This is a genomic window from Acinetobacter yuyunsongii, from assembly GCF_041021915.1.
Taxonomy (GTDB): domain Bacteria; phylum Pseudomonadota; class Gammaproteobacteria; order Pseudomonadales; family Moraxellaceae; genus Acinetobacter.
The window spans coordinates 488001-510105 of sequence record NZ_CP157435.1 but is presented as its reverse complement, the minus strand read 5'-3'; the positions used below and the strand labels follow the sequence as shown (position 1 = coordinate 510105).

General features: G+C 40.2%; 19 protein-coding genes and 2 pseudogenes. 8 read left to right on the top strand and 13 right to left on the bottom strand.

Annotated features, from left to right (window positions below; translation table 11 throughout):
* Positions 1-62: 62 nt before the first annotated feature.
* Both purU and ABLB98_RS02415 read right to left on the bottom strand, forming a co-directional pair.
* Positions 63-926, bottom strand: a complete 864-nt coding sequence (gene purU / locus ABLB98_RS02420; RefSeq protein ID WP_005218264.1) for a formyltetrahydrofolate deformylase — start codon at positions 924-926, stop codon at positions 63-65.
* Between the two features lie 83 nt (positions 927-1009).
* The gene (locus ABLB98_RS02415) at positions 1010-1711 is read right to left on the bottom strand and encodes a TetR/AcrR family transcriptional regulator (protein ID WP_249570077.1); all 702 of its coding nucleotides are present in this window, start codon (positions 1709-1711) and stop codon (positions 1010-1012) included.
* Positions 1712-1832: 121 nt separating this feature from the next.
* On the opposite strand from ABLB98_RS02415, the gene ABLB98_RS02410 reads away from it, so the two are divergent.
* From ABLB98_RS02410 to ABLB98_RS02395, 4 genes are all read left to right on the top strand, one after another.
* Positions 1833-3287, top strand: coding sequence for a coniferyl aldehyde dehydrogenase (locus ABLB98_RS02410; RefSeq protein WP_005162448.1), 1455 nt, complete (start codon positions 1833-1835; stop codon positions 3285-3287).
* Positions 3288-3455: 168 nt separating this feature from the next.
* A complete protein-coding gene (rpmB, locus tag ABLB98_RS02405) occupies positions 3456-3692 on the top strand; it encodes a 50S ribosomal protein L28 (protein ID WP_004649871.1) in 237 nt (78 codons plus the stop codon).
* A gap of 12 nt (positions 3693-3704) precedes the next feature.
* Positions 3705-3860, top strand: coding sequence for a 50S ribosomal protein L33 (gene rpmG / locus ABLB98_RS02400; protein ID WP_003654787.1), 156 nt, complete (start codon positions 3705-3707; stop codon positions 3858-3860).
* 221 nt (positions 3861-4081) lie between these two features.
* Entirely contained in the window at positions 4082-5797 is a 1716-nt protein-coding gene (locus ABLB98_RS02395) for a cation:proton antiporter (protein ID WP_348882704.1), read from the top strand.
* Between the two features lie 114 nt (positions 5798-5911).
* Here the strand turns inward: ABLB98_RS02395 and ABLB98_RS02390 are convergent, their stop codons facing one another.
* Together ABLB98_RS02390 and ABLB98_RS02385 are read right to left on the bottom strand one after the other, a co-directional pair.
* On the bottom strand, positions 5912-6091 hold the full coding sequence (locus tag ABLB98_RS02390; RefSeq protein WP_005162460.1) for a zf-HC2 domain-containing protein: 180 nt from the start codon (positions 6089-6091) through the stop codon (positions 5912-5914).
* Positions 6085-6189 (bottom strand): annotated as a pseudogene (locus tag ABLB98_RS02385) (RNA polymerase subunit sigma); the annotation flags it as partial. The gene ABLB98_RS02390 and the pseudogene ABLB98_RS02385, both read right to left, overlap by 7 nt.
* Before the next feature lie 462 nt (positions 6190-6651).
* On the opposite strand from ABLB98_RS02385, the gene dusA reads away from it, so the two are divergent.
* On the top strand, positions 6652-7656 hold the full coding sequence (gene dusA, locus ABLB98_RS02380) for a tRNA dihydrouridine(20/20a) synthase DusA (RefSeq protein WP_087537293.1): 1005 nt from the start codon (positions 6652-6654) through the stop codon (positions 7654-7656).
* Positions 7657-7665: 9 nt separating this feature from the next.
* Here the strand turns inward: dusA and ABLB98_RS02375 are convergent, their stop codons facing one another.
* The gene (locus ABLB98_RS02375; protein ID WP_348882703.1) at positions 7666-8097 is read right to left on the bottom strand and encodes a GNAT family N-acetyltransferase; all 432 of its coding nucleotides are present in this window, start codon (positions 8095-8097) and stop codon (positions 7666-7668) included.
* Positions 8098-8432: 335 nt separating this feature from the next.
* Between ABLB98_RS02375 and ABLB98_RS02370 the strand changes: the two genes are divergently transcribed.
* A complete protein-coding gene (locus ABLB98_RS02370) occupies positions 8433-8915 on the top strand; it encodes a CHAP domain-containing protein (protein ID WP_249570081.1) in 483 nt (160 codons plus the stop codon).
* 30 nt (positions 8916-8945) lie between these two features.
* Here the strand turns inward: ABLB98_RS02370 and ABLB98_RS02365 are convergent, their stop codons facing one another.
* The 7 genes from ABLB98_RS02365 to ABLB98_RS02335 all read right to left on the bottom strand — a co-directional run bounded on the left by ABLB98_RS02365 (position 8946) and on the right by ABLB98_RS02335 (position 18286).
* Positions 8946-9716, bottom strand: coding sequence for a tRNA threonylcarbamoyladenosine dehydratase (locus ABLB98_RS02365; RefSeq protein WP_348882702.1), 771 nt, complete (start codon positions 9714-9716; stop codon positions 8946-8948).
* 61 nt (positions 9717-9777) lie between these two features.
* Positions 9778-10965, bottom strand: a complete 1188-nt coding sequence (locus ABLB98_RS02360; RefSeq protein ID WP_005162549.1) for an MFS transporter — start codon at positions 10963-10965, stop codon at positions 9778-9780.
* A 110-nt stretch (positions 10966-11075) separates the two neighbouring features.
* Positions 11076-13832, bottom strand: coding sequence for an aconitate hydratase AcnA (gene acnA / locus ABLB98_RS02355; RefSeq protein ID WP_348882701.1), 2757 nt, complete (start codon positions 13830-13832; stop codon positions 11076-11078).
* 127 nt (positions 13833-13959) lie between these two features.
* Positions 13960-14775 carry a TatD family hydrolase gene (locus ABLB98_RS02350; protein ID WP_348882700.1) on the bottom strand — a complete coding sequence of 272 codons (816 nt, stop codon included), beginning with the start codon at positions 14773-14775 and terminating at the stop codon, positions 13960-13962.
* Positions 14775-15689, bottom strand: coding sequence for an RsiV family protein (locus ABLB98_RS02345; RefSeq protein ID WP_348882699.1), 915 nt, complete (start codon positions 15687-15689; stop codon positions 14775-14777). The genes ABLB98_RS02350 and ABLB98_RS02345 overlap by 1 nt, the downstream gene beginning before the upstream one ends.
* A 108-nt stretch (positions 15690-15797) precedes the next feature.
* Positions 15798-16625, bottom strand: coding sequence for a hypothetical protein (locus ABLB98_RS02340; protein WP_348882698.1), 828 nt, complete (start codon positions 16623-16625; stop codon positions 15798-15800).
* 68 nt (positions 16626-16693) lie between these two features.
* On the bottom strand, positions 16694-18286 hold the full coding sequence (locus ABLB98_RS02335) for a peptide chain release factor 3 (protein WP_087547988.1): 1593 nt from the start codon (positions 18284-18286) through the stop codon (positions 16694-16696).
* Between the two features lie 192 nt (positions 18287-18478).
* On the opposite strand from ABLB98_RS02335, the pseudogene ABLB98_RS02330 reads away from it, so the two are divergent.
* Both ABLB98_RS02330 and ABLB98_RS02325 read left to right on the top strand, forming a co-directional pair.
* Positions 18479-18823: pseudogene (locus ABLB98_RS02330) on the top strand (transposase); the annotation flags it as partial.
* 143 nt (positions 18824-18966) lie between these two features.
* A complete protein-coding gene (locus ABLB98_RS02325) occupies positions 18967-21306 on the top strand; it encodes a TonB-dependent siderophore receptor (protein WP_348882697.1) in 2340 nt (779 codons plus the stop codon).
* Positions 21307-21399: 93 nt separating this feature from the next.
* On the opposite strand, the gene arsH is transcribed toward ABLB98_RS02325, so the two are convergent.
* Positions 21400-22104 carry an arsenical resistance protein ArsH gene (gene arsH, locus ABLB98_RS02320; protein ID WP_348882696.1) on the bottom strand — a complete coding sequence of 235 codons (705 nt, stop codon included), beginning with the start codon at positions 22102-22104 and terminating at the stop codon, positions 21400-21402.
* Position 22105 lies beyond the last annotated feature (1 nt).

The following is a 22105-nucleotide window of genomic DNA, read 5'->3' as shown; positions in this document are numbered from 1 at the left end:
ATAGCATTGTTGGTTTTAAAAAAGCATGCTTTAAAGCATGCTTTTTTAAAAATCTATTTGGTTTAGAAAACAACCGTTTTATTACCATCTACAATAATACGATCTTCCAAATGCCATTTTACAGCGCGAGCCAATACATTACGCTCAACGTCTTCGCCTAACTCACGTAACTGTTCTACATTGTAATCGTGGCTAACACGTTCAACATCTTGTTCAATAATTGGACCTTGATCGAGATCAGCAGTCACGTAATGTGCTGTTGCACCAATCAACTTCACCCCTTTCTCATACGCTTGCTTATAAGGATTTGCACCTACGAAAGCAGGTAAGAATGAATGGTGAATATTGATAATCTTCATTTCCCACTTGGCAACAAAGTCTTCACTCAAAATCTGCATATAACGCGCCAAGATCAATAGATCATTGCCCTGCATCATTTCATCAATTTGCGCATAAGCTTCAGCTTTATTGTCTTTATTGACTGGTACAACATGGAATGGGATACCAAAGTTTTCAACCGATTCACGCAAATCTGGATGGTTTGAGATGACTTGGGTAATTTCACATGGCAATGAGCCACGTGCATGGCGCCATAACAATTCCAATAAAGCGTGGTCCACTTTAGAAACCAGAATACCCACTTTCTTTAACTCACCCACAAAAGTGAGTTTCCATTGCATTTCATAACGTTCAGCAACGTTGGCAGCAAAGGTTTGCATCAATGCTTCTTTACGAGAATGCAAATGATCAAGTTCAAACTCAACACGCATGAAATAACGTCCGCCTTGAGCTTCTGTAGCATACTGATCAAGTGCGGTAATATTTGCTCCCTGATGATACAAAAAGCTCGATACGGCTTGCACGATTCCCGGCTTGTCTTCGCAAGTAATCAATAATCGTGCAGTGTGGGCGGTCGTCGTGTTCATGTGGTTAATATCACTTATTGGAATCAAAATTAAAAATCAAGCCGAGCATTCTAGCTCTTTTTTGCCTATGACTAAATACCTACTTATTCATCATCATCATTTTTAAGATTAGATAAACTAGCAAATAAGTCCGATGGCCCCAAAGATTTCAATAATTGTTCATAAGTTTGACGACTTTCGCCCATTAAATAAGGACCTTCCAAAAATACCATTTGTCGTAAAGCTTGCCATACCCATTTTTCTTCTAAACGATTGTTATCACTAATATGACCCGACATGTACAGGAAATTAGTCCAGTTGGTCAACACGATCCACAAGTTGATAATCAAAGCTTCAATTTCTGAATCAGTCATCTTCATCAAACCGGCATCGACAAAGGCACGATAAATTTTTTGCCCTTGCTGCATCACCTGCCCTGCAAAACGAGGATATATTTTTCTGAAGTCTTCATTATTTTCAACAAGATGATAGACATCACGGTGAATAAAGCGATAAGCCCACAACTGATTACTCAAAACTTGGAAATAACTAATTTTATCATTGGCATTTAAAGGTCGATCCGTTGGCAAGGCCAACATCTCCAAGGTTTCAGCCTGATATTGCTGCGCTAATTCTTTAATAATTTCCTGTTTATTACGGAAGTGATAGTACAGATTGCCTGGGCTAATTCCGAGTTCAGCGGCAATATGATTGGTTGTGACCGAACGTTCTCCACGCTCATTAAACAACTGCAAACTGATATGCAGAATTCTATCTTTTGTTTTATTCGGTTTAGCGTGCGACATTGAGTTTAACCATCTATAACATTATCAATAGGTTATAAAACAAACCTATAAAGCGACTTGACACTTTAGAGTATTTACTCTAAAAATTAAAAAATAATAAGCTTTCTTTTGGTCCACTCCTATGAACAGTCAAACAAAAACAACCGCTATGACACCTCATGTTGATGTGAAACGGCTACATGATTTGCTTGAACAGCAAAAAGCAGCTTACCAACGCCATCCTGTGCCAAGCGCCAAAGAACGTATTGAGCGCTTAGCTCGACTTAAAAATATCTTGGTAAAATATCAAGATCAATTTGCTAACGCAATTAGTCAAGATTATGGCAATCGTGCCATTATGGAAACCAAAATTGGCGAAGTTCTAACATGTTTAGAACATATCAAATACTATAGCAAGAACTTAACTGAGTGGATGAAGCCCTCTAAGCGCCATATCAGTATGTTACACCAACCTGCAAAAGGCTGGGTACAATATCAACCATTAGGTGTGATTGGTATTATTGCACCATGGAACTATCCATTATTACTTTCAGTTGGCCCATTGATCTGCGCAATCGCTGCAGGCAATCATGCCATGATCAAGATTTCGAGTGCATCTTCTCAGTTTGGTGCTGTATTGGAAAATGCACTTGCAGAAGTATTTCCTCAGGAACTTGTGAGTGTTATCAATGGTGGTGGCGCGATTTCAGATGCCTTTAGTCATTTAGCATTTGATAAATTAATTTTCACAGGTTCAACGTCTGTCGGTAAAACCGTGATGGCAGCAGCATCACAGAACTTAGTCCCTGTGATTTTAGAGCTAGGTGGAAAATCGCCTGCTCTTGTACATTCGGCAATGAATATTCGTGATGTGGCACAACGTATTGCGGTAGGTAAACTTTGGAATGCAGGTCAAACTTGCGTTGCACCTGATTACATGTTCCTACCTAAAGGCAAAACGGCAGAATTCACCAAGCACTATAACGACTTTGTGAATACGATGTACCCAACGCTACGTGACAATAAAGATTACACGTCAATTGTAAATGACAAACAATACAATCGTCTTCAAGGCTATTTAGAAGATGCACGTGATCAAGGTGCGACGATCGTCGAGTTAAACAACAAGAAAGAATCTTTAACTGAAGTTCGTAAAATTGCACCAACGTTACTCACAGGTGTAACCACAGAAATGGAAATTATGAAGAATGAGATCTTTGGTCCAATTCTTCCTATTCTAGAATATGAACATATTGAAGATGCACTTCAATTTATCAATAGTCGACCACGTCCACTCGCATTCTACTATTTTGATATTGATATGGCTCGTGCTGATTATGTTGCAGGACGTACCCATTCTGGACATTTTGGTATTAACCAAACCCTCACTCATGTAGCGCAAGATGATCTACCATTTGGTGGTATAGGTGCATCGGGTATGGGCAAATATCATGGTAAAGAAGGCTTCTTCAGCTTCTCTAACGAACGTTCAGTGATGTCTAACCCTGTTAACCCTAAACTTTATAGTTTAAAATTCATTCTGCCGCCGTACAACAAACCAACGCATAAACTGCTTTTGAAAACACTATTCCGTTAAGCTGATCAAGGCATGATCTATCACACTAGATCATGCCCTGTTTTTACCAAATTCGCTTGTCTTTTAATCGTATTTTTGGTATAAAACGCCCCTTGAATGATTTCATCCGTTTACTTGAATGGCTAGTTGCACGAAACCGTGCTATATAAACTAGCAATGGAGTTCACCATGTCTAAGGTTTGCCAAGTTACCGGCAAGCGTCCTATCGTTGGTAACAACGTATCGCACGCAAACAACAAAACCAAACGCCGGTTCGAGCCGAACCTGCACCACCACCGTTTTTGGTTAGAAAGCGAAAAGCGTTTTGTACGTCTTCGTTTAACCACTAAAGGTATGCGTATTATTGATAAATTGGGTATTGAGAAAGTTGTTGCTGATCTCCGTGCTCAAGGTCAAAAGATCTAAGGAGTCTGAACAATGCGTGATAAAATCCGCCTCGTTTCTACAGCTGGTACAGGTTATTTCTATACCACTACTAAGAACAAACGTACTATGCCGGAAAAAATGGAAATCAAAAAATTTGATCCAAAAATCCGTCAACACGTAATCTTCAAAGAAGCTAAAATTAAATAATTTTAGTTTTCTTAAAAAAACGACTTCAACTGAAGTCGTTTTTTTTGCAAAAAAATTTTTTAGCTAAAATAAAATGAATCACTATTTCATAATTTTTTTTGATAAATAAAAAAATTGTCATCAACAAATCCGATTTTACTTGTTACAATTTCTTCGCTGTTTTCTTGGCATGTTTTATGCTGAATTATTTGTACCTTAACCGCAATGATTAAGGAGTTTCAATGCCTCATGATGTTGATTTAATTATATTACTTGCCGTCGGTTTCGGTATAGCACTTATTTTTGGCTATATTGCCGCACGTTTACGTCTACCACCATTAATTGGTTATTTGGTAGCAGGTATTATTATAAGCCCTAACACCCCAGGTATCGTGGCAGATATACATCTCGCCAATCAACTTGCCGAACTCGGGGTAATGTTCTTAATGTTTGGCGTAGGGATGCATTTTTCCCTCAATGATTTATTACTTGTTCGTCGTATCGCCCTGCCCGGTGCGATTTTACAAATCGCTGTAGCAACACTCTTGGGTGCCGCTGTATCTATGTTTTGGGGCTGGAGTTTTGGTTCTGCACTGATTTTTGGTTTAAGTTTATCGTGTGCAAGTACCGTAGTATTACTCAAAGCACTGAGTGATCGTGGTTTACTCGATTCTGTCAATGGCAAAATTGCAGTGGGTTGGCTTTTGGTTGAAGATCTTGTTATGGTCCTGGTCTTGGTCTTATTACCTGCAACAGCTGTTCTACTTGGTGGACACCCATTAGCTGGAACGGATACCTCTCAAAATATTTGGATCACCATCGGCCTAACATTACTGAAAGTAACAGGTTTTATCGCTTTCATGCTGATAATTGGGAAGCGATTAATCCCCAAAATTATGCAATTGGTTGCTCGTTTAGGTTCTCGTGAATTATTTACACTTACCGTCGTTGCTGCTGCCGTTTCTATTGCTTATGGTTCTTATGCAATCTTTGGTGTCTCAATGGCATTAGGTGCTTTCTTTGCCGGCATGGTTGTAAAAGAGTCCGATTTCAGCCATAGAGCAGAGGAAGAGACGCTTTCATTGCGTGAAATCTTCGCTATCTTATTTTTTGTTTCAGTGGGAATGTTATTCGATCCAAAAATCTTGATTGAACAACCTTTACATATTTTAGCTGTCGTTGCCATTATCATGATTGGTAAGACTTTAGCAGCGATGGCTTTAGTTTTATTCTTCCGCTACCCAATTAATACAGCTCTCACTGTAGGCGCTAGTTTGGCACAAATTGGTGAGTTTTCATTCATTTTAGCAACATTGGGCTTGTCACTCGGTCTACTCACCCCAGATGCACAAAACTTGATTCTTGCTGGTGCGTTATTTTCAATAACTTTAAATTCATTTGTATTTTCAGCGATTGAACCCGCTCAACGCTGGATACGAGAACGCTCACATTTAGCTCGCTTATTAGAACGCAGTGGCGACCCGCTTGCCATGCTGCCAGATGAAGTTGATCAAGCTTATTTACGTGATCAGGTGGTGATTATTGGCTATGGTGGTGTAGGACGCCGCATTAGTGAAAACCTGATGCAAGAGAATATCAAGGTCGTAATTGCTGAAGAAAATCGTGAGATTGTTGAAAAACTGCGTGCCCAAGGAATGGCTGCCGTAAGCGGTGAAGCGACTGAACCTTATGTACTCATACAAGCCCATATTCAGCATGCACGCTTATTGGTTATTTCCCCTATGGATATTTTAGATATTCATCGTATTGTCGATATTGCAAAGCAATTGAATCCTGAGATTCAGGTCTTGATCTGTGCTGAAAGCAAGGAAGAGGCTGCTGTTATTCGCGATGAAAATATTGGTGAAGTTTTCTATGCGAAAGAAGAAATGGCGAAGAATATGAGCCATCATATCCTGAACCAAATTGAGCTTGCTCATCAAAGTACGTTACATTAACAAGCTATTTTCAAATTAAAGCATCTAATACCAATTATTCAGATAGTTGGTATTTTTTATCTTTTAAATTTCAGTCTTATGATTTAAAGCTAACATCCAAATACTTAATAACATTTAACCCTCGTATTTGCTCAATGCTTTTGAAAGCTGACGAAGTGTTTTGATTTGTTTGCCATAACGGCGACAAGAACGACAAGCAAATAAATGTAATTGTAGATTGCTCTGCTCTATAAACTGAAGTGGTCTATCCTGTTTCTCGGAAATTAATTGTGTTGCTTGTCGGCAAGTTAGCATGCGCAATCCCCCTTAAGTAACCATTTATTTTCTAGACATTCACGTAATCTAGTTCGGCTTCTATACACCAAGACATTAAAATTTGAGACATTAATCTCAAAACACGAACTTAAACCAAATTAACTCTTATTAAATAGATGAAAATAGAGACTACGCCTACTGTAGACACAATTAACAGAATTAAAGTCATTCCAATGAGTTAACACCTGAACGATGCTAAATAGCATTTAAAGAAAACCCCAACGAGTGTGCAGCATCAATACCGTCCGAAATGTATAGATTAAATATTTGTGGTAGTATTGCGCGCAATTGGAAATCTCTTAATCAAGCTAGAAGAGTTTCGTTCTTTGATGCTCACGCTCAATGTATCCAAATATTTAGTCATAGCATCTGTTCGATCAGATCAATCGGTTGCGCTTTGCCTAAAATGTTTGGATATACATCAGTGATGAATTCCTACTTTAAGTTTATTTCCCACTATTTGTCATAAATAGTCTATTTTCTAATACGCTCAATCATTTTATCAGGTTGTTTAACACTGAATAAAGGCATGATTTTTTATGAATATTGAAAAAACTCAGACACCACGAATCAGTGTTGCACCCATGATGGATTGGACCACAAAAGACTATCGTTTCTTTGCTCGCTTATTTAATCCCAATGTCGTGCTGTATACCGAGATGGTCACTACAGGCGCGATTATTTACGGTGGTGCAAATCGGCATCTCGATTTCAATCAGCAAGAGCATCCGATTGTGCTACAACTCGGCGGCTCAAATCCACAAGAACTTGCTACCTGCACCAAAATGGCCGAAGACTGGGGTTATAACGAAGTTAATCTCAATGTCGGCTGTCCAAGTGATCGCGTGCAAAACAATAAAATTGGCGCTTGCTTAATGGCTGAACCCAATTTAGTTGCAGAATGTATTCATAGTATGCAAAAAGCAGTATCGATTCCTGTAACTGTAAAGCATCGTATCGGGATTGATGACATGCAATCTTACGAAGAAATGCTGCATTTTGTTGATACGGTGGCATCAACAGGCTGCACACATTTTATTGTACATGCACGTATTGCGATCTTGCAGGGCTTATCGCCGAAAGAGAATCGCGAAGTTCCACCATTACGCTATGAAGATGTCTATCGTTTAAAGCAAGAACGCCCACATCTAAAGATTGAGATTAATGGCGGTATCAAGACCTTTGAAGAAACACAACAACATTTACAGCATGTTGATGGCGTCATGATTGGTCGTGAGGCATATCATAATCCGTACTTATTGGCGGAGATGGGTGAACTTTGGAATTTGGAAGCACCTAATCGTTTTGAGATCATGCAGCACATGATGCCTTATATTCATCAACGCGTTGCTGAAGGTGCTCCACTTTCGATTATCACTCGCCATATTCTAGGTTTATTTCAAAATCTACCAGGCGCACGTAAATGGCGTCAGGCGCTCAGTGGTGGAAATGCCAAAACGATTGCTGATATTGAAAATGCAATCATCAATATCCAAACAGCGATGCAACGTACTGAAGATTACGTTCGAGAACATCAAAGTTAATTTGATGTTCTACGCATAACGTTTACACATCGGAATATAGCGTAATCCGCCATTTTCAATCATTGTTGAACTGACTGTAAATCCGAAATTGTCATAAACGGGCTGCGCATAACAACTAGAATTCACAGTAATTTTTGAATGTTGCTGAGAAAGTTTATCTTCTAAAAACATCCAAAGCTGACGACCGATTCCTTGCTGTTGTAAGTCCTGCTTAACAAAGAACTGAATCAAATGAGAAGGTTGTTTATAAGCAATCACACCAATAATGGATAAATCTTTCTCGAAAACAAAATATTCAATACTTTGCATTTCAAGTAATTTCTCAATCATATCCTGACTAAATTTTGCTTCACCCTCTGCATTCAGTGCAAAATCTTTTATATATGGCTGAATTAATTCTACTATTTGCTTGATATCTGTTGCTTTTGCTGGACGTATCACTTGTTATTCTTTCCATTTTTCACTTTAATAAACAATAGTTTATAACTCTTCAAACTACAAAGCTTTGTTTCTTTGAATCAGTACTTACGTATATTTTCTAATCAAAAAAGAAATATAATCTTACAAATCATTTTATTCAAACTAATTAACAACTAAATTCATGATAATAAAAAGATTATTTATGTGATTTTTACGCCAAGTTCCTCACAACACCCTCAAAAAGTTACGTTATTACATTGCAAATAAGTTTTTTTAAGATTTATCGCTTAATATCTGCGAGCCACGGAATTTGGCGACCGTTTCAAAGTTGTTTTAGGATTGGTTGAGATTGAACTATGATTTATGATGCACCCTCATTAGATTCGATGATGCATGCACAGACTCAAAATGCAGTCATTATGCTCAGAGAAACTCCCGCAGATACTACACCACCATACGCATTATCCAAGAATTCGCAGCAAATTAACTTACAGAAGTTTTCAGATAAACTTTCTCGTGTTTCCTCATTTCACAGTTCAGCAAAGTGCGCCAAATCAATTCGCATCGCATTACAAACAGCGGGTGCAAAAATTGCACAACATCCTATAGCCGCCTCAGATTGGGGTGGAACGCTACAAAAGATTGGCTATAAGCAAATTGACCCTGCTTTTGATAACCCAATGCCAGGTGATATTTATATTATTCATCGCACCAAAAAACATGTGTATGGTCATATTGCTGGTTTTACAGGCTCACAATGGGTTTCTGATTTTAAGCAGACTAGCTATGACGTTTATAAAGACAAAAACGTCACTTATACTTATTACCGTCTTGGTTAATAAAAGACTGAATCAAAGCCTAAACGAAGATTATGTTTTAGGCTTTTTAGCATCTAATTTTTTCAGCACTTCAGCCACCGCCACCATCGCAAAGCTTGAAGTCACCACCACCGCAGAACCATAGCCGCCACAACGTAAACCTGCGCTTGGACATACATCTGCACTGGAAAATGGATTATCAATCGAATACACGCAAGTGATTCCGAATTTCTCTTTTGGTTTTTTACAAATCCCTTTTGAACGCAGTTGCGTGCGTAACTTTGCAAGCATTGGGTCTTGTTCGGTCTTGGACAAATCTGCCACGCGAATCTTCAGTGGGTCGAGTTTGCCACCCGCACCACCCGAAACAATCAACGGAATCTTGTTAAAGCGGCAATGCAGCATCAAGGCAAGTTTGGCTTTGACATCATCGATGCAATCCAAAACAATGCTTGGCACTGGGTTTAGAATCTCTTTGACATTATCAGGCATCAGATAATCATCAATCACGTTTACTTTCATGCGTGGATTGATCTGGCGACAACGCTCCGCCATCACTTCAATTTTTTCTTGTCCGAGTGTTGAGCTCATCGCTGGCAATTGACGGTTAATATTTGATGCTGCTACCACATCCATATCGACCAAAGTCAATTCACCAATCCCTGTACGTGCCAGTGCTTCAACCGCCCAACTGCCAACACCACCAATCCCAATCACCATGACATGACTGTGTTCATAATGCGAAAATGCATTTTCTCCATAAATTTTGGCGACACCAGCAAAACGGCGCTCATATTCATCATTTACAGGAACATCGGTCATAACAGTCGTGATCTATCTTTTCAGTCAAAGTAGTATTTTACCGTGTTTAACTGGTTTTAGGTTAGCCCAGTGAAACTTTACTTGATGGTTGATCTCGACGAATTAAAATAACCAACAGGATAAAAACGATTAGGCTCATGCATAAAGCCAAAAGGTTTGCATTGATCCATCCGAGGCTACTCAAAATCGGTGCAGGTAAAAATGCTCCCAAAGTCGCAAACAAAGCAATTCCTGTTTCATTAATGCCTTGGACACGATGTTTTTGCTGTTCGTTAAGACCTGCTAACAAGGTTGATGCGCCTGAATAAGCAAAATTCCAACCCACGCCCAACACGATCAAGGCAGCATTAATATAGATACCGACCTGTCCAAACATTGGAATTAAGGAAGATAGCATCAGCAAAGCAAAACCAACATAAATCGTAGTATGCGTTCCCCATCGTTGAATCAGTTTAGAGACAAAGAAGGACGGGATAAACATCGCCAATACATGTAGCTGGATCGAGATCGAAGCATAATGAAATGAATGATGCTCCTTGAGATGTAAGGAGGACATAATCATCATCACATTCATAATATAGTAAGCAAAAGCACCGCTGATGACAGCAGCGATAATCAAAGTGCTTGGCAGTTTGCGACGTTGAGTTGGTTCAATCAGCACCTGCTGTATCTGTTGGCGTTGGAATTTTTTGTTCCATAGATACAAGATCGGAGAGAGCAACAAGGCTAAGACACTGAAAATGAAATAGATCGCAGTGAAATCGGGTAAGCCTGCTACCTGTTGAAACTGAATTGCCAACATCGGTGCAATAATTGCTGCAATCACCCCACCCGAAATCACCATCGCAGTAGCTTTTGGAATTAAATCTGTCGCCAAACGATCAGAGGCAGCAAAACGATAAAAATTCGCAGTGGAGATAAATAACCCCAGTGAAAAATGACTGAGGCACAATAAATAGAATTGTTGCTGCTGTAGGGCCAAATAACCGAGAACACCTGCCAAGAACAAGCAGACGCAACCAAACTGGAAAACCAAATGCCGCCCAAGCTTTTTCATTAGAAAAGAAAAAATAAAGGTGGTCAGTAACATCGCTAAAAACTGCAAACCATACGGAACCGTAGCCAAAGCCTGTGTCGGCGCTAATTTCAACCCCACAATTGCCGCTACAGTAACAGACAGAACAGCAGCAATTAAATTAAATGCCTGCGCAGCCAAGAGATAATAAACATAGCGTGGTAACTGATTCAAAGCCTTTATCCAATTTAATCTGGCCTGATTACCTTAACGCTGAATGCTTGAAATTCAAACAAAAAAAGATGAAAGTCTAGCTTTCATCTTTGATTTAAGTGTGTGTTTCGTTATGCAGCGATCAAATTGCGTAATACATAATGCAGAATCCCACCTGCTTTAAAGTATTCCACCTCATTCAAGGTATCAATACGGCATAACACTTTGAATTGGTCTTGACTGCCGTCTTCTCGTACCACCTGAATATCTAGCGTTTGATGTGGTTGGATATCATCAGATAATCCATGACTCGACAGTACTTCACGGCCAGTGAGGTTCAAGGATTGACGGGTCTGTCCCCCTATAAACTGCAATGGCAAGACGCCCATACCGACCAGATTCGAACGATGAATCCGCTCAAAACTTTCCGCAATGACCGCTTTAATGCCTAAGAGATTGGTACCTTTTGCAGCCCAGTCTCGTGACGAACCCGTTCCATATTCCTTACCTGCAATAATCAGCAACGGTGTTTTCTGTTGCTGGTACAGCATGGAGGCATCATAGATCGCCAGCTTTTCACCCGTTGGAATAAAAATGGTATTGCCCCCTTCTTCACCACCCAGCATTTCATTCTTGATTCGGATATTGGCAAAGGTCCCGCGCATCATCACTTCATGATTACCGCGTCGAGAACCGTAGGAGTTGAAGTCTTTCGGCTCAATCCCCTGCTGCTGTAAATAGCGTCCTGCTGGGCTGTCTTTCTTGATATTTCCTGCGGGAGAAATATGATCGGTGGTGACTGAATCGCCCAATACCGCCAAGATGCGTGCCTGTTCAATATTGCAAATGGCTTTCGGAGGCTGATTAATTTCCTCAAAAAATGGCGGATGGCGAATATAAGTCGAGTTATCTTGCCACGCATAAGTTTGGCTTTGTGGAATCTGAATCGCCTGCCAAGTTGCATCACCATCAAATACTGCTGCATATTCCTTATGGAACATGTCGGTATTCACTTTTTGCAGTACTTGATCAATTTCAAACTGACTTGGCCAAATGTCTTTCAAATAGACATCTTGACCATTTTGATCTTGTCCAATCGGCTGAGTGGTTAAATCAGTCCGAATATTACCCGCCAAACCATAGGCTACAACAAGTGGTGGTGACGCCAGCCAATTGGTTTTCACTAAAGGATGAACACGCCCTTCAAAGTTACGGTTACCTGAAAGTACCGAAGCCACATTCAGATCATGGCACTGAATTGCTTCTTCAATCGGTTCAGGCAAAGGCCCTGAGTTACCAATACAGGTAGTACAACCATAACCCACCAAGTTATAGCCCAACTCATCCAAGTACGGCGTTAAGCCTGCCGCAGCCAAATAATCGGTCACCACTTTAGAACCCGGTGCCAATGAACTTTTCACCCACGGTTTACGTTGTAAACCTTTTTCAATGGCTTTTTTCGCCAGCAAACCTGCTGCCAACATCACACTTGGATTGGAGGTATTGGTACATGAGGTAATCGCGGAAATCACCACATCACCATCCTTCAATGGATACGATTTTCCATCAATAGTACAAGCAGGTTCTTCATGCGCTAAATTCGCTTTCTTGGCTTCAACAGCCGTACCGCCGCCGCCTTCATTCTCTAAACGTTCTTTGGCCTCTTTCGCAGGTTTTAAATTCAGCTCCATCAAGGCGTTAAACGTTTTAGGAACATCGCCCAACAAAACCCGATCTTGTGGACGTTTTGGCCCAGCCAGACTGGCTTGTACGGTACTCATATCCAGACTCAAGGTATCGGTAAATACAGGTTCATCGCCTGCATTACGCCATAATCCTTGTTGTTTACTATAGGCTTCGACTAAATCGATACGTTCTTGTTTACGGCCAGTTAGGGCTAAATACCCCAATGTCACATCATCAATCGGGAAGAAACCACAAGTTGCTCCATATTCAGGTGCCATATTGGCAATAGTCGCGCGGTCAGCCAATGGTAAATCAGCCAAACCATCACCATAAAACTCAACAAATTTACCCACTACGCCTTTTTGGCGCAGCATCTGGGTAATCGTGAGCACCAAATCGGTCGCAGTAATCCCTTCATTCAACTTGCCTGTGAGTTTGAAACCAATCACTTCTGGAATCAACATCGATACAGGCTGCCCGAGCATGGCTGCTTCGGCTTCAATACCACCAACACCCCAGCCCAACACACCCAATCCATTGATCATGGTGGTATGTGAGTCAGTTCCGACCAGCGTATCTGGAAAGGCAAAAACCTGACCCTCATCTTCTCCCAACCAGACCGCTTGCGCTAAGTATTCTAAATTGACTTGGTGGCAAATCCCGGTGCCGGGTGGCACCACACTAAAGTTATTAAATGCAGATTGTCCCCAACGCAGGAATTGATAACGCTCACCATTGCGCTGCATTTCAATTTCAACGTTCACAGCAAAGGCATTATTATCGGCAAAATGATCGACCATCACTGAATGGTCAATGACCGGATCAACGGGTGACAAAGGATTGATCAGGTTTGGATCACCGCCTGCTTGAGACATTGCGGCACGCATCGCAGCCAGATCGACCACTGCTGGAACACCTGTGAAATCCTGCATCAATACACGTGCAGGTCGATATTGGATTTCCTGATCTGAGCTTCTATTTTTTTGCCAATCGACTAAGGCTTGAATATGCTCTACTTTTACACTTTTTTGATCTTCAAAACGGAGTAAATTTTCAAGTAAAACCTTTAAAGACTTGGGTAATTGATCAATATTACCCAGTGTTTCAGCTGCTCGCGCCAAGCTAAAGATTTGATAGGATGTCGAACCGACGCTGAGCGTTTGTAATGAATTAAAGCTATTGATTGTGCTATATCTGGCCATTCGGTTACCCTCCCAGTATTGGCGAGTTTATTTATTATGATGTTCCCCCTTTAATGTAAGCCTGTTTAGAAAAGAGTGTGTTCCCTTTTGGTTATCTTATTTTTATCGAGATTATTGTCTTATTCTTCTAAAATTTTAAATGCAAAGCAACCAATGAGTTTTGCCATAATTGTGCAGCCAGCTGCAACTCAGGCTGGTCAAGGGTCTGAGCCAAACTGTCTAGAATATAAGGTAGGTTCACTGGGGTATTACGGGTGCGATGCTCGGTCGAAGTTTGGCAACACAACGGCGTCATATCTGGACAATCTGTTTCAATCACCAAATTTTCACTGCCAATCGCCTGCACTACTTGATGCAGCTTTTTGGCATTTGGATTGGTGATTTGTCCTGTCACCCCAATTTTAAAGCCCAGTTTAACCAATGCCTTGGCTTCTTCGACTCCACCACTAAACGCATGGGCAATGCCACCCAATTTGAATTTTTGTGCTTTTAAAATGGCAAGGGTTTCGGCATGTGCCTTACGGATATGTAATAACACTGGCTTTTGATACTGTGTTGCCAATACAAGTTGCTCAATAAAATAATATTGTTGCTTGGCAAACAGTTCTGGCTGTTTATGTTGTTTTAAAAAAGTATCTAAACCAATTTCACCTACAGCCACACAGTCATGCTGTTCTAAGACTTGCTCAAGCCGCTGTAAATGTTCTGGCTGATGTTGTTCGATATAAAAAGGATGCAAGCCTGGGGCAAGATAAGAGCTTGGCACATTTTCCCAAGCGTGTAATTGTTGATGGGTATGGATCAGTTCATCGAATCGGGATTCAACAAAACCAATCAACACTAAAGCATCGACCCCAACCTGTTTTGCTTGTTCAGCCAGATGTTGCCGATCAATATCAAAATCGGCAACATCAAAATGGGTATGGGTATCGAACAGTTGCATTAACTTTGACTTGGCGTACTTGCAGCAGGCGTAGATGCTGCGGGCGTATCAATTTTTGGTAAATATTCAGGTTTTAAAACACCCTGCAATTCACTAAATGGAATCACTAACCGCGGTAAACCGACGACATAAGGACCAATTTCATATTCGCCATATTGTAGAATTAATCCCTGCTCACCCAATAAAAAATTATCTGTTACTTGGAATGGCCAAGCCTGTTCATATTCTTTCGGATCAGTTGCAAGTTTTGAATCGACAATCCACACTTTAAAGGCTTCATGCGCCAGTTTGTCTAGAGTTGCTTTTTGCTTCGGTAATAATAGGTCATGCAATTGAATCTGTTTTTGGTTCGCTAAATCAAAGTTATAGTAACGTTGTGAGGTTGAACCATGCGCTCCACCCAAATAACTGCTGCTATTTAACACTACAGTTGCCAGCTTGCCTTTCGGTTGCAAAATTTTAGGCTTAATCATCAGACTGATTTGATGACTACTACTGAGCGCTTTCAACTCTTCATCAATTTTTACAAAAGCATTAGCATAGGTTTGTGCTTGAATATCTAAACCTGTTTTTTGTTCAGCCGTTTTGGGTACGGATGCTGCTGCGGTATCAGCATCAACGACATCGAGCATTTTACTCAGTTGATTGAGAATCTGTTGATCCAGTAACTGATCAATAAATGGGAAATTACTTTGTAATCGTTCAACTGTGAAATCTGGACAGGTATTGCCCTTACATTCAGGTAAATTTACCTGCAATTTCACGGTTTCACCACGCAGAATTGGCTCAGCAGTTTGCTGTACCACTGGCGGATCTGTCGGTTTATCCTGTGATTCTTTCGGCTCTGATTTCGGCTGGCAAGCAGCAAGCAAAATGGCACCTGCAAGAATGCTATATTTATAAAATGCTTTCATTTAAAACCTATCAGTATTGTTATTACACAAGATTTTTAAATGCTATCGAAGTTAAAGCAAAACCGCTATAAGCGCATGCAATTTCTATACGAAACTCAAGCAAGTAGATTAAAACATTTGCTGATAAATTTCAGGTTGTAGCATCTGTTTGCTTTGTTCAGTGCTTAAATAAATATCCAACTGCGGTGCATCTTTACTTATTTCATTGGCACGATAATGCAAGCCAATTCCTTCCCCATCGAAGAACCAATCTGCCTGCCCCCAATACAGTTTTTTAGGAACTTGTTTCTTCACCTCTGTACTTTGTTTTTCAATCCATTGTTGATAATGTGCTTGAATAATATTATTTAATTCATTTTGCTGATTTTTCTGTATCACATCGAGTACGGTTAGATTTTTTTGTAACTTACGATCAGCAACGAAAAAGTAAAATCTATCTTTAACCGCAATATCTTCTTGCTGTGTATCAACGCCAATTTGCAACAACACATACTGATTACGCTGTGAAGCAATACGTGTCGTTAAGCGCAGCTCATACGCTTTATTTTTAGAATACTTATCTTGCCATTCATCTGACTTTTTCACATAAGCATTCACGGCTTGCTGTAAGGTTAAATTCTTGTTTTGCTCAATTTGTTGTTGAATCACATTGGCCTGATTTTTTGCAATCCATGTGTTAAGCCACGCATCTTGGGTTTTAATGGTTTGAATGTCGACATCAATACAGTTTTTCTTTTCACAGAACGGTAAGGCATAATCCGCTTTGGCTTCTTGCATATTGAGGTATGGTAGGACTTCAGCTTTTTCAGTATGTGTTGATATTTGATTTTTGTTTTGAGCTGTATCCGTCTCATTTTTTTTAGGATGATCGCATGCCGTTAAAGCCATCATTCCAATCATTATACTGACAGCAAAAAGTGGTTTTAAAGTATTCATCTCATCCTCCTTTTTTAGATCGTTCAATTAAAAACAGCCTCTAATTTAGAAGCTGTTTTTGTATATTTTTAGTGTTCTCGCGTGTTACGGAACTGAATATCTGGCCAGCGTTCTTGCATTAACTGCAAGTTTACACGGCTTGGTGCAAGATAAGTCAGATGACCGCCGCCATCTACCGATAACTGATCATGCGCTTTTTTCTTGAACTCATTCAGAATTTTTTCATCATCACAATGAACCCAACGTACCGTATGCACACTGACAGGCTCATAAATACAGTCAACTTTATATTCTTCTTTCAAACGATAAGCGACCACATCAAACTGTAACACACCGACTGCACCGACAATCAAATCATTACTAATTTGAGGCATAAATACCTGTGTTGCACCTTCTTCAGATAACTCTTTCAAACCTTTTTGCAATTGCTTAGATTTAAGAGGATCACGTAAACGAACTCGGCGGAACATTTCAGGTGCAAAGTGTGGAATACCCGTGAAATGAAGTTTTTCACCGCTGGTAAATGTATCACCGATCTGGATGGTACCGTGGTTATGCAAACCAATAATGTCTCCAGGCCAAGCTTCTTCCAAATGTTCGCGTTCGCCCGCAAGGAAGGTTAATGCATCGCTAATACGTACATCTTTACCGATACGCACATGATTCATTTTCAAGCCTTTTTCATATTTACCTGAGCAAATACGCATAAAGGCAATACGGTCACGATGTTTCGGATCCATATTGGCTTGAATTTTAAAAACAAAACCAGTGAAACCCTCTTCATTGGCATCTACTGTACGTTCTTGTGTTGGATGTGCTTTCGGTTCTGGTGCCCAGTTGATAAAGGCATCCAGTACATGGTCAACCGCAAAGTTACCCAACGCTGTACCAAACAATACAGGGGTTTGCTTGCCTTGCAGAAACAGCTCACGGTCTAATGGCTCATTTGCCATTTGTACCAACTCAAGCGACTCCTCAAAAGAAGCCCAAGCTAACTCACCCACTTTTTCACGAATATCAGCATGATCATAACCATCACGCACCTCAATGTCCGTAATCGTCGAGCCAAAACCTGCTTTATAAACATATAACTTGTTTTCAAGTAGGTTATAAACCCCAGCAAAGTCACGCCCCATACCTAAAGGCCATGTAATTGGGACACAGCGAATATTTAAAACATTTTCAATTTCGTCAAGCAATTCTAGAGGCTCGCGAATTTCACGGTCCATTTTGTTGACGAAGGAAATGATCGGTGTGTCACGCATACGACACACTTCCATCAATTTAATCGTACGTTCTTCAACACCTTTTGCACCATCAATCACCATTAATGCAGAGTCAACAGCAGTCAAAGTACGATAGGTATCTTCCGAGAAGTCTTCATGTCCCGGGGTATCAAGTAAGTTAATGGTATGGTTTTTATAAGGGAACTGCATCACAGACGTGGTAATCGAGATTCCACGCTCTTTTTCCATTTCCATCCAGTCAGATGTCGCAGCACGATCCGACTTACGACTTTTAACCATTCCAGCAACCTGAATAGCTTTACCCCATAACAGAAGTTTTTCGGTCATCGTGGTTTTACCCGCATCGGGGTGGGAAATGATCGCAAAGGTACGTCGTTGGGCAACCTGTGCCGCTAATTCGTCTTTAAAACTCATGAGAAAAATCTTCAATATGTACACAGTTACGTACACATGACTCGATATGTACCATAACTGAAAAGTGAGAATTCGAAATTGGCGCAATTGTAGCAGATTTAGTGAACTTGTTTATTGATTGTTGATAAGTACCAAGTTATCCACACAAAGCTTTATTTGTTAACAACCGAATTGAAATTGAGCTATAAACAGGCTTATGACACCAAGCAATGCCGTCAGGTCATTGCAGATCGGCAAGCACATGCGGTGATTCCACCTAGAAAAAATGCGAAACCATGGAAAGATACAAAGACTAGCTCGTTAGAGCGAAACGAATTACTTCGAACAGTTAAACATTTAGGCAGGACACTATGGAAAAAATGGTCAAACTATCATCGCCGAAGTTTGGTAGAAACCAAGATGCACTGCATCAAATTATTGGGTGATAGGCTTAGTGCAAGGCGTTTTGATAACCATGTCAATGAGATTCATGCACGTGTGGCAGTATTAAATAAATTTACGGAGTTGGGGCGACCTCACACCCAAGTAGTCACTTAAATTTGGATAACTTGGGACAAGTTTACTCTTTGAATGTTTGTGCAATAAAGCCCCTATCCGACAAATAGTTCAGTTATAAATTGAAATTATGATTAAGAATCATTATTATTCTCAAAATTTTTCTCATATCTGAGTGAACGATTATGTCTTTTATCAAATCACGTAAGAAATTAGTATCTTCCGCAATCGCATCTTCACTCTCCGTGATTGCAGTACCAGCCATCGCTCAAGATCAGCCAGTACAACTCCCAACAATTCATACCCAAGCAGAACAAGAACAAGGTCTTAAAGTAGACCAATCCTCAAATAGCAAATTTGTCGTTCCTCTTTTAGATACACCAAAATCTGTTTCTGTTATTTCAAAGCAGCTTATTGCAGATACTCAAGTTACAAGTCTTTCTGATGCTTTACGTACGATTCCTGGTATTACTTTAGGTGCTGGTGAAGGTGGTAATCCAAACGGCGACCGCCCTTTCATTCGTGGCTATAACTCAGAAAGCTCCATGTATGTAGATGGCATTCGTAACTCAACATCACAAAACCGTGAGATGTTTGCAGTTGAACAAGTTGAAGTTACAAAGGGTTCTGCCTCTGCTTTAGGTGGTGCAGGTACTTCTGGCGGTAGCATTAACATGATTTCTAAAGTTGCTAAAAAAGGCGATGCTTTAGAAGGCTCGATCTCAGGGGGTACAGATAATTATGCACGTATCACTTTAGACGGAAACAAAGATTTTAATAATGGTGTCGCAGCTCGTGTGGTGGTCATGGGTCATCAAAACGAAAAAGCGGGACAACATGATGGTGCTGAATATAAACGTGCAGGTATTGCACCAAGTATTACCTTTGGTTTAGATACAGCAACTCGCGGTACCTTGAGTTATTACTACCTTAAAACCGATGATATTCCAGATTCTGGTATTCCATATAACAATCCATTTTCTTCAAATGCTGATCCTAAAAAAGATTTTACTCATTTGAATGGCAATGGCAAACCGATTGATGTTCAACAAGGCAGTTACTATGGTTGGAAAGATCGTGATTTCCAAAAACAAGAAAATCAGTTTGGTACATTCAAATTAGAGCATGATTTAACCGATAACCTAACGCTGAGTAATACAGCTGTTTACACAAAATCTAAGAATGATTATCTGTGGACTAATCCAGATGATTCTAAGGGTAATTTCTATAACAAGACTACGGGTGCTTTAGATGGCTCAGTTTGGAGACGTACGAACTCTCGTGTTGCAGATACGGACGGCTTTACAGATCAACTTGCTCTAACAGGTAAGTTTGATACAGGTGCATTTAAACACCGTTTTAATACAGGTGTTGAGTATAGCGATCAAAAAACTGATCGTACTCAATATATTTTAAACGGCTTAGATTCAACAGGAAGCGCAAATAATACGTGTAACGCTACTGCAATTGCTTCTGGTTGGTGCACGTCAGTGCAGAATCCAAGTAATGTTCCGTGGACAGGTCGTATAAGTACTGATGGTGCTGATCGTTACAATATTCGTAGCAAAAACCAATCTGTTTATTTCCTAGATAATATTGAGTTAAGCCCACAATGGCTTTTGGACTTGGGTGTTCGTTGGGATAAATTTGAAACCAAACAAACCATGACTTATGGTGCTCGCAATAATGCCGTGACAGGTCTAAATAATACAAAAATCACAGCTAAAGCTGGTGATCAAGTTACGGTTGAGAACAACAAAGATTTCTTTAACTACCAAGCTGGTTTAACCTTTAAACCAGTGGAAAATGGTTCAATCTATATAAGCTATGCAACTTCAGCAAACCCTGTGGGTGTCGATGGTGGTGATGGTTCGGAAGGGATTACTGCTGCAATTCAAAACCTAAAACCTGAAGAAGTTAAAACATATGAATTAGGAACTAAGTGGGATGTTCTTAATGATAAATTAAACCTTACAGCAGCAATTTTCCGTACCGAAAAAACCAATACTCGTGCTACAGCTGAAGATGGCACCACTCAAAATATCGGCGAAACACGCGTTGATGGTATTGAGCTTGGCGTAAACGGAAATATTACTGAAAAATGGGCTGTTTCTGCGGGTTACACCTATTTAGACAGCGAACTTGTCGATGGTGGTTACACCAATGTAGGTAGTACTGCAGTCCCTGTTTACCAAGCAAATCCAAGTAATGGTAACCAAGTACAAAACGTTGCAAAAAATAGCGCTACGCTTTGGACGACATACCAAGTCTTACCGGATTTAACATTGGGTGCTGGTGCTGTCGCAATGGATAAAGTCTATGGTAATGCCACGAATACCAAGTGGGTTCCAGGTTATGTTCGCTATGATGCAATGGCGCGTTATAACGTAAATAAAAATGTTGATTTACAGCTTAATGTAAACAACTTATCTGATAAGCGTTATTTCACTAAAGCATATTCATCACACTATGCAACTGAAGCGGAAGGTCGCAGTGCGGTATTGTCTGTGAACTTCAAGTACTAAAATATAAAAAATCCATGGTTTAACGATGGATTTTAATAAAAAACAGCCTCGTCACGAGGCTGTTTTTATTGTCTTAAGGAAAAGCGATAAACACTATAGATTAGGTTGATTGACGCGCTTTGACAGTTCTTCAGCGGACTCTTTCCGTTCAGAATAACGGTCTGTTAAATACTTGCTCTGCCCTCGCGTCAACAGCGTGAATTTATACAATTCTTCCATTACATCTACGATACGATCATAGTAAGACGATGCTTTCATACGACCATCTTCTTCAAACTCTAAAAATGCTTTTGGAATTGAAGACTGATTTGGGATGGTAATCATGCGCATCCAACGTCCTAAAATACGCATTTGATTGACACTATTAAAAGACTGCGAGCCACCACTAACTTGCATCAATGCCAAAGTCTTACCCTGGGTTGCACGAATCGCACCACCTGCCAGTGGAATCCAATCAATTTGCGATTTAAAGATGGAACTCATCGAACCATGACGTTCAGGCGAACACCACACCATGCCCTCTGACCATGCCAACAATTCATGTAATTCTTTAGCTTTTGGGTGTTCCATATCCGCATCTTCAGGTAAGGGCAAACCTTTAGGATGAAAGATTTTTACTTCAGCACCAAACTGCTCCAAGATGCGCCCTGCTTCCATCACGGCTAAACGACTATAGGAACGTTCACGATTCGAACCGTACAACAATAAAATACGTGGTGCATGATCCAAGGCTTGCGCCTGCACTTTTTCTAAAGTGGGTTGATCAAGTAAATTCATATCTATATTTGGAAGAGTCATC

Coding starts and splice junctions, on each gene's coding strand:
- purU (WP_005218264.1), bottom strand. CDS start 926: ATGAACACGACGACCGCCCACACTGCACGATTATTGATTACTTGCGAA.
- ABLB98_RS02415 (WP_249570077.1), bottom strand. CDS start 1,711: ATGTCGCACGCTAAACCGAATAAAACAAAAGATAGAATTCTGCATATC.
- ABLB98_RS02410 (WP_005162448.1), top strand. CDS start 1,833: ATGAACAGTCAAACAAAAACAACCGCTATGACACCTCATGTTGATGTG.
- rpmB (WP_004649871.1), top strand. CDS start 3,456: ATGTCTAAGGTTTGCCAAGTTACCGGCAAGCGTCCTATCGTTGGTAAC.
- rpmG (WP_003654787.1), top strand. CDS start 3,705: ATGCGTGATAAAATCCGCCTCGTTTCTACAGCTGGTACAGGTTATTTC.
- ABLB98_RS02395 (WP_348882704.1), top strand. CDS start 4,082: ATGCCTCATGATGTTGATTTAATTATATTACTTGCCGTCGGTTTCGGT.
- ABLB98_RS02390 (WP_005162460.1), bottom strand. CDS start 6,091: ATGCTAACTTGCCGACAAGCAACACAATTAATTTCCGAGAAACAGGAT.
- dusA (WP_087537293.1), top strand. CDS start 6,652: ATGAATATTGAAAAAACTCAGACACCACGAATCAGTGTTGCACCCATG.
- ABLB98_RS02370 (WP_249570081.1), top strand. CDS start 8,433: ATGATTTATGATGCACCCTCATTAGATTCGATGATGCATGCACAGACT.
- ABLB98_RS02365 (WP_348882702.1), bottom strand. CDS start 9,716: ATGACCGATGTTCCTGTAAATGATGAATATGAGCGCCGTTTTGCTGGT.
- acnA (WP_348882701.1), bottom strand. CDS start 13,832: ATGGCCAGATATAGCACAATCAATAGCTTTAATTCATTACAAACGCTC.
- ABLB98_RS02350 (WP_348882700.1), bottom strand. CDS start 14,775: ATGCAACTGTTCGATACCCATACCCATTTTGATGTTGCCGATTTTGAT.
- ABLB98_RS02345 (WP_348882699.1), bottom strand. CDS start 15,689: ATGAAAGCATTTTATAAATATAGCATTCTTGCAGGTGCCATTTTGCTT.
- ABLB98_RS02340 (WP_348882698.1), bottom strand. CDS start 16,625: ATGAATACTTTAAAACCACTTTTTGCTGTCAGTATAATGATTGGAATG.
- ABLB98_RS02335 (WP_087547988.1), bottom strand. CDS start 18,286: ATGAGTTTTAAAGACGAATTAGCGGCACAGGTTGCCCAACGACGTACC.
- ABLB98_RS02325 (WP_348882697.1), top strand. CDS start 18,967: ATGTCTTTTATCAAATCACGTAAGAAATTAGTATCTTCCGCAATCGCA.
- arsH (WP_348882696.1), bottom strand. CDS start 22,104: ATGACTCTTCCAAATATAGATATGAATTTACTTGATCAACCCACTTTA.